Annotated in this window: 7 protein-coding genes and 1 pseudogene; 2 read left to right on the top strand and 6 right to left on the bottom strand. The window is 46.6% G+C overall.

Annotation, left to right across the window (positions count from 1 at the left end; all coding sequences use genetic code 11):
- Both JF818_RS05065 and rsgA read right to left on the bottom strand, forming a co-directional pair.
- On the bottom strand, positions 1–198 hold a 198-nt coding region (locus tag JF818_RS05065), incomplete at its 3' end, for a hypothetical protein (RefSeq protein ID WP_198890881.1).
- Positions 179–1,147, bottom strand: coding sequence for a ribosome small subunit-dependent GTPase A (gene rsgA, locus JF818_RS05060; protein WP_198890880.1), 969 nt, complete (start codon positions 1,145–1,147; stop codon positions 179–181). The genes rsgA and JF818_RS05065, both read right to left, overlap by 20 nt.
- A 78-nt stretch (positions 1,148–1,225) precedes the next feature.
- Between rsgA and JF818_RS05055 the strand changes: the two genes are divergently transcribed.
- Complete coding sequence (locus tag JF818_RS05055; protein ID WP_198890879.1) at positions 1,226–1,804, top strand: pentapeptide repeat-containing protein; 579 nt, start codon at positions 1,226–1,228, stop codon at positions 1,802–1,804.
- Positions 1,801–2,409, top strand: a complete 609-nt coding sequence (locus tag JF818_RS05050; protein WP_198890878.1) for an MBL fold metallo-hydrolase — start codon at positions 1,801–1,803, stop codon at positions 2,407–2,409. The genes JF818_RS05055 and JF818_RS05050 overlap by 4 nt, the downstream gene beginning before the upstream one ends.
- Here the strand turns inward: JF818_RS05050 and JF818_RS05045 are convergent.
- The 4 genes and pseudogenes from JF818_RS05045 to JF818_RS05030 all read right to left on the bottom strand — a co-directional run.
- Positions 2,342–3,349 (bottom strand): RluA family pseudouridine synthase, encoded by a 1,008-nt coding sequence (locus tag JF818_RS05045; protein WP_198890877.1) that lies wholly within the window; start codon positions 3,347–3,349, stop codon positions 2,342–2,344. The two genes, JF818_RS05050 and JF818_RS05045, sit on opposite strands and share 68 nt — an antisense overlap.
- Positions 3,339–3,680: a hypothetical protein gene (locus tag JF818_RS05040; RefSeq protein ID WP_198890876.1), complete on the bottom strand. Its 342-nt coding sequence runs from the start codon at positions 3,678–3,680 to the stop codon at positions 3,339–3,341. Before JF818_RS05040 ends, JF818_RS05045 begins: the two co-directional genes overlap by 11 nt.
- 2 nt (positions 3,681–3,682) lie before the next feature.
- Complete coding sequence (locus tag JF818_RS05035) at positions 3,683–4,366, bottom strand: YggS family pyridoxal phosphate-dependent enzyme (RefSeq protein ID WP_198890875.1); 684 nt, start codon at positions 4,364–4,366, stop codon at positions 3,683–3,685.
- Positions 4,359–4,758, bottom strand: a pseudogene (locus JF818_RS05030) (hypothetical protein); the annotation flags it as partial. The gene JF818_RS05035 and the pseudogene JF818_RS05030, both read right to left, overlap by 8 nt.

Genomic DNA, 4,758 nt, shown 5'->3' with positions numbered 1-4,758 from the left:
GTGGATGATGAGTCTATCGGCTCCTGAGAGCAGTTTCATTGCTGCTGAAACTTGTCTCTGACGTACGGTAAGTTCATCCTGTGTATCGATAAAAGGAAGCGTTTCAAGAACTTGCACACCTTCTGGTGCATGACTCATGCTCTGTATCTGTTGTAAAACCTGGAAGAACCCCAGTTCTTCAATACTCTTGTGATTCATCTCTCTCCATTCGTTTGACCCAGGATTTTGAACGGTCATTCTTTCCCATCCACTCAGGTTTCTTTTCATCAAGGGAAGCAAGCCTCCTGAGATAGCTCTCGTATCTATCGTAGTGAATGAGCTCCTGTTCCACTGCTTCCATCACCTTGCATCCAGGTTCTCCCTGATGCAGGCATCCTTCATACGTACATGAGCCTGCAAACTCCGCAAACTCAGGAAAAGCATCGCTTAATTCGTGGGGGTCGGTGTGTGGGACGAGGAATTCCCTTACCCCTGGCGTATCTGCAATCGTAAAATCAGGGCCATGCAACAACAGAGCATGATTGGTGGTATGTCGACCACGATTATATTTATGGGAGATTTCCCCTGTCTTCTGTTCTACTCCCAACAAACGGTTGATCAACGTGGATTTCCCAACCCCACTCTGTCCTACAAATGCCACTGTCTTTCCCTTAAGTACCTCATGCAAGCGATCAAGATTCTCTCCATTTGCAGCACTGACCGCCATCGTCTGATACCCAAGTTTACCGTAAAGGGAAAAACGCTCATGTTCCTCCTCTGTGAGAAGGATGTCGCTCTTGTTCAGGATGATCATGACCGGGGCTTTCCGGGAGCAGGCTATAACCCGGTCGATGAATCGTGGTCTGAAAGGAGGACTTTCAACACTGCTAACACAGACGACCAAATCCATGTTGGCTACCACGGTCTGATTGCATCCTTTCTTTGCATTCCAGCGCTGGAAACAGTTGCGTCTCTCAAGTCTTTCCGTGATCAGCCCCTCTCCCTCATTGGTAAGGACGAAGGATACCTGGTCCCCTACAGCAAGTGGATTGTACTCATCAGTAACTTGGAACAACTGTTTTCCCTTGATACGGCAAAGATAGGAGTTCCCTTGAGACTCCACCGTATAAATATTGTTGATCCCTCTGGTTATCAGGCCTGTTTGCATCTCTTTCTAGCTCCCAGGAAGTACTGTATCTGCAAACGGGGCTCTTGACAACCAGAAGGTATTTGATACTGTAATGCTATGTTCTGTTTTAAAACGTGCTCTCACCCACTCTGCCATACCTATGTATGCAATGAAGGCAGCCATTGTTTTCGCCACAGCGAGAACCAAGACCAACTCTATCAGGATTGTCTTGATCGGCTAACCGGCAGCAAGGATATTGTTGACTATTCACTTACAGGAAGCGAGTTCGAGGATCTGACCTTGGGGAAGAAAACCATTTCTGCCTCAAATATGGCATGGTGCACCTTTAGGAATGTGGATTTTTCACAAGTCACCTTGCTTAACAGCTTTTTCGATTTCTGTCTCTTCGAAAAGTGCAAATTCAACGGTATCATCTCCCGCTACAGTGTATTCTCCGGTAGCAAGATGATCGACTGTGATTTCTCAGGTAGCATGATCATGCATACCAATTTCAGTGGAATTGACACACTGCGTTGTTCATTCGGTGACTGCGACCTCTACTTTTCAACCTTCAATTCAAGTTTCCTCAGGGATACTGATTTTGAGGACTGCAACTTGAAGAAAGCCGACTTTGTCTATACTGACAGGAGACGCGTCTCCTTCCGCTACTCCAATTGGGAGGAGGCTCGCTTTTGAATATCTATCAACATTTTTCTGTCGTAGGTTTCTGCAATACCTATCTCGTTGCCCGCAAGGAGGGCAGTGATGCTCTCTTGATCGATCCTGGACATGTAGATACTGAGTTGATCAACTTGATAGAGGCAAATCGATACAAATTGAAACATGTACTGCTTACCCATCGACACCCTTCCCATACAGAGGGACTTGGAACCCTGAAAAAGATCTATAATGTAGAGGTCCATGCCTCAGCCTTCAGTAGCTATGAGTTTCTCTACCATCCAATCGAGGATGCTGAGGTTCTTAATCTCTGTGGTCTGGAGATTGAGGTCATCCATATACCTGGTCACAGCTTGGACAGCATGGTATATAAAATCGATCATGCATTATTCACTGGTGATACACTGCTTTGTGGGAGAATAGGGTCAACACCCGGATACCGGGAACAGGCTCTGCTTATATCGTCCATCAACCAGAAACTGATGACACTCGATGAGAACATCCTGCTCTTTCCAGGACATGGTACGGCAAGCAAATTAAGGATCGAGCGTATGTTCAACCACGATCTCTTGCAGTTGGGTAAGATTGAGACCGAGCGCCAGAATTGGAGAGAGGACGAGTAGAACATATATAGGAACGAAAGCGTTCAGGCATTGCGGCAACGAAACGCAATCTCCTTCCCTTTGATGGACTGTCAAGTTCAAGAAGCAAGGCATGCAACATCAAGGTCTGTCCATCATCCTTCCCATAGATGGGATCGCCGATGATCGGGTGTCCCTCCTTGCTTAAATGCACCCTGATCTGATGGGTCCTCCCCGTATGCAGGGTAATCCTCAAGAGAGCAAACCCATGGTACTGTCTCAAAACCTGATATTCAGTCTTTGCATATCTTCCCTCATTATCAGCACAAGTAGTGAATTTCTTTCGGTCCTTTGGGTCACGTTTCAGGTGTTTCTCTATAACACCGTGCTTATTTTTGAATACCCCTTTTACCAGGGCAATATACATTTTCTTTGTTGTACGGTCCTTGAACTGTGCAGAAAGATGCCTGTGGCTTATCCTGTTACGGGCAATTACCAAGACACCACTGGTATCCTTGTCCAAGCGATGCACAATACCGGGACGTACTGCAGGACTGGAGAGGTCAACTTCATCCTCACCTTCATCTTCATCCTGCAGTTCCTCACAGAACTGTTTGCCGTAGCGATGGACCAATGCATTGACCAAGGTATGTTCCATATTTCCATTTGCAGGGTGTACAACCATCCCTTGTTCCTTGTTGATCGCCAGAAGATCTTCGTCCTCATACAGGACAGTGAGAGGAATATCTTCCCCTTCAATTCCTTCAAAGAATGACTGGCTGAAGTGGATGCTTATGCGGTCACCTTCCCTGACAAGTTTGCTTTTCTTGCTTGTTTTGCCATTGAGCTTAATCGTTGTGTCTGATTCGCTCAAGGTAGAACGTGAGATGATATCGGTATGGCTTGCAACATAGACATCCAAACGAAGGGGATGTTCCAAGGATTCTACAACGAGGTCTACCCTACCTTCCTTAACGCCCATTGGTACTCCCCACTTCACCGATGATATAATCGGCAATCGATATTCCCAGTGAAAGTCCGGCGGCAATAGAACCTTGCATGAGGAAGCTTTGCAGGTCTGTCGATGGTGTTTCAATAAGATTGGAATCCACTGCAACGCGATACAGCAATGCAGCAACAGGCAGCGTGATAACCATGGAACCAAAGAAGAGCGTCTCAGCCCTTCTGATCTTATAACTCCAAAGAGGGAACTCTTCTTCCTCATAGGGTTCATACCCCTTGAGTTGGTCAGCTGATAGCTGCAATGGGAAGATCATGAGCAGTAGCAGTAGGATTACCATGACTCGGCGCATGCTTACCCCCGTTTCCCGAACAGCTTTGTACCAATCCTTACCAGGTTGGAACCTTCCTCTATTGCCAGGCGGTAGTCACTGCTCATACCCATGCTCAGGGTATCGAATGATGGTGGGGCAAATCGCTTTTGCACCGCATCATAAGCCTTTCTCAGTCGTGAGAACGCTGTTCTTACCATCTTCTCATCTCCATCCAAGGGACCAATGGTCATCAACCCACGTACCTGGAGATAGGTACTTTGCATAATGACATCAAGTGCGGAGAAGAGCTCATCCTCAGAAGAGAACCCACTTTTGGACTCTTCTTGTGCTGTCTTGAGTTCAAGCAGGATGGGAAATGGACGGGAAAGATATCCTTCAATTTTCTTGGCAAGTTTCAGCGAATCGACACTATCAATTCCATCGAAGAGCTCTACCGCTTTCTTTGCCTTATTGGACTGCAGGTGCCCTATCAGGTGCAGTCTCATCCCTTCCGGTCTTGCTAGGGGAACCTTCTCCTGTACTTCCTGTACACGGTTTTCCCCAAAGAGGAGCTGTCCGCACGAGTATAGGTCCAGCATCTCCTGGTATGTACGGGTCTTGCTTACTGCCATCAGCGTAATGTCACTTGGTTCTCTCCCGGCAATCTTTGCAGCTTCGCCCAAGCTATCCAATATTTCCTGATAGTGCTCCCGTAACTCAATCATCTCTCTTTTTGCTCCTATGCTTGTTTTCATGCAACTTCTTGTGCAAAGCAGTCTCCCGTATGGTCTTTCTCAATGTTTCCAGCAATAACCGCTTTTCCTCGTTGCTGCTTGTCAGCGAGGGAAATGCATGCAAGATTCGTTTGGCAGAAATACTGAGACGCATCCTCAATTCATCCAATTCAGTATCCAACTTTACACGCAAACCTTCAAGCATCTTGTTCTCTTTGAATTCGTGAAGTACTTTCAGGCGCCTTTCAATCTCCCTTCTCTTCTCCCTGAAATCAGCAAGTTGTCTCTGGAAAGCACTCATTCCCAATACTGAGATGGTGGTATCGACACTAAGCAATACGATGATGATTTTTGCCCCATGCTCCATGAAAGCTGGAGTGAAA

It is taken from the genome of Sphaerochaeta sp. S2 (genome assembly GCF_016406725.1).
Classification (GTDB): Bacteria; Spirochaetota; Spirochaetia; order Sphaerochaetales; family Sphaerochaetaceae; genus Sphaerochaeta.
Note: the sequence above shows the minus strand (reverse complement) of the source record. Positions and strands in the feature narration are given on the sequence as shown.